At 79.2% G+C, this 2194-nt stretch carries 2 protein-coding genes; both read right to left on the minus strand.

Annotation, left to right across the window (positions count from 1 at the left end; genetic code table 11):
* On the minus strand, positions 1-1197 hold a 1197-nt coding region (manA, locus tag ACFU7Z_RS38890), incomplete at its 3' end, for a mannose-6-phosphate isomerase, class I (RefSeq protein WP_380782878.1).
* 20 nt (positions 1198-1217) lie between these two features.
* Positions 1218-2150, minus strand: a complete 933-nt coding sequence (locus tag ACFU7Z_RS38895) for an ROK family protein (RefSeq protein ID WP_074005257.1) — start codon at positions 2148-2150, stop codon at positions 1218-1220.
* Between the last annotated feature and the right edge of the window lie 44 nt (positions 2151-2194).

Below are 2194 nucleotides of genomic sequence, written 5' to 3' on the forward strand. Positions count from 1 at the left end.
GGCCCGGAACAGCTCCGCGCCCGGGCCGGTCAGTGCGACCGGCCCGGCGCCCGGGCGCAGGTAGGCCGACGCGCCCGCCGGAAGCGGGAGTTCGGAGCCGTCGGGGGCCCGCAGCAGGGCCCGCCCGGAGACGCAGAGCAGGATCTGCGGGGCGGGGCGGTCGACCCGGACGGCGGCGGCGCCGGGGCGCAGCCGGGAGAGCCTGAACTCCTCGGCCGGCGACGGGTACTCCTCCTCGAAGCCGTCGCCGGTCGGGCGCGGGGCGAGCGGCTCGACCTCCCGGGGCCGGAAGTCCGTGACCGCCAGCAGGCCGTCCACGTCGACGTGCTTGGGGGTGAGGCCGCAGCGCAGCACGTTGTCCGAGTTGGCCATCAACTCCACGCCCACGCCCCGGAGGTAGGCGTGCGGCACCCCGGCGTCCAGGTACAGCGCCTGCCCGGCGGTGAGCCGGACGTGGTGGAGCAGCAGGGCGGCGAGCAGCCCCCGGTCGCCGGGGTACTCCTCGGCGAGGCGGGCGTACGCGGCGCTGCTCGCGCCGTACGGCCCGCCGGCGGCCGCCGTGCGGCGCAGGGCGCTGGTGACGGCGGCGAGTTCGGAGCCGTCGGCGTTCAGGCCGGAGCGCAGCAGCTCGGGCAGCACGGCCTCGGCGGGCCGGGTGCGCAGGGCGGCGGCCCAGGGGGCGAGCACGCCGAGCGCGTCCAGCAGCCGGGCGGTGTCAGCGGCCGGGCGGAAGCCGCACAGCGCCTCGAAGTCGCCGAGCGCGCAGAGGAGTTCGGGCTTGTGCCCGCGGTCCTTGTACACCCGCTCCGGCGCGTCCAGCGGGATGCCCCGGGCCTGTTCCGCCGCGTACCCGGCCTCGGCCTGGGCGCGGGTGGGGTGGACCTGGAGGGAGAGCGCCCGGTCGGCGGCCAGCACCTTGAACAGGAACGGCAGCGCCGGGCCGAACCGCCGGACGGTGTCCGCTCCGAGCAGGCCGTCCGGGTCGGCGTCGATCAGCTGGTCCAGCGGCCGCGGGCCGCCCCCGTCGCCTTCGTCGCCGGACCCGCACAGCAGGGACGGCGCCGACGGGTGGGCGCCGAGCCAGAGTTCGGCCTGCGGGGTGCCGTCGGGCGCGGCGCCGGTGAGCGCGGGGATGGCGGTGGGCGAGCCCCAGGCGTAGCGGCGGACGGGGTTCTTCAGGAGGGCGAACGGCGGCATGCGGGCGGCTCCGGGGAGGCTCAGCGGCAGAGCGCGGCCGCGCCGATCAGCCCGGCGTCGGTGCCGAGCTCGGCGCGGCGCACGTCCAGGCCGCGGATGTACGAGAGGGCGGCGTAGCGGTCCAGGTGGCGGGCGAGCGGGGCGAACAGCACGTCCCCGGACTCGGCCACGCCGCCGCCGACGACGACCCGGGAGAGGTCCACCAGGGCGGCCGTGGCGGCGATCCCGGCGGCCAGCGCCCGGGCGGCGCGGTCGAAGGAGGCGAGCGCGACCGGGTCGCCCGCGGCGGCGGAGGCGGCGACGGCGCGGGCCGTCCGGTCGCCGTCCACGGGCCGCCAGCCCTCGGCGAGCGCCCGGCGGGCGATCGCGGTGCCGCTGGCGAGGCCCTCCAGGCAGCCGCGGGAGCCGCACGGGCAGGGCTCGCCGTCCAGGTCGACGGTGATGTGGCCGAGGTGGCCGGCGTTGCCGCTGGGGCCGGGGCGCACCGCGCCGTCGAGCACCAGTCCGGCGCCGACGCCGGTCGACACCACCAGGCAGAGCGCGTTGTCGGCGCCCCGGGCCGCGCCCTGCCAGTGCTCGGCGGCGGCCATCGCGACGCCGTCCCCGGCGAGGTGGACGGGCAGCGTGCGCTCTGCCACCGCCGGGTGCGCGGCGACCGCGGCGACCAGCGGGAAGCCGCGCCAGCCGGGGATGTTGACCGGGCTGACGGTGCCGTTCGCGAGGTCGACGGGGCCGGCGCTGCCGATCCCGACGGCCGTCACGGCGGCCCAGTCGGCCGTCCCGGCGAGCCGCTCCAGCACCTGGTGCACCACGGCGAGCACGGCCGCGCCGGGCTCGGTGGCCGGGGTGGGCAGCTGGAGCCGGTGCCGCAGCCGTCCGTCGGCGTCGACCAGCGCCCCGGCGATCTTGGTGCCGCCGATGTCGAGGGCGGCGAACAGCGGGGTGAACGGCACGGTGGGCTCCAGGAAGTAGGGCGCGGCGCCCCGGCCGCGGGGGC

The organism is Kitasatospora sp. NPDC057518 (genome assembly GCF_042802075.1).
GTDB lineage: Bacteria > Actinomycetota > Actinomycetes > Streptomycetales > Streptomycetaceae > Kitasatospora.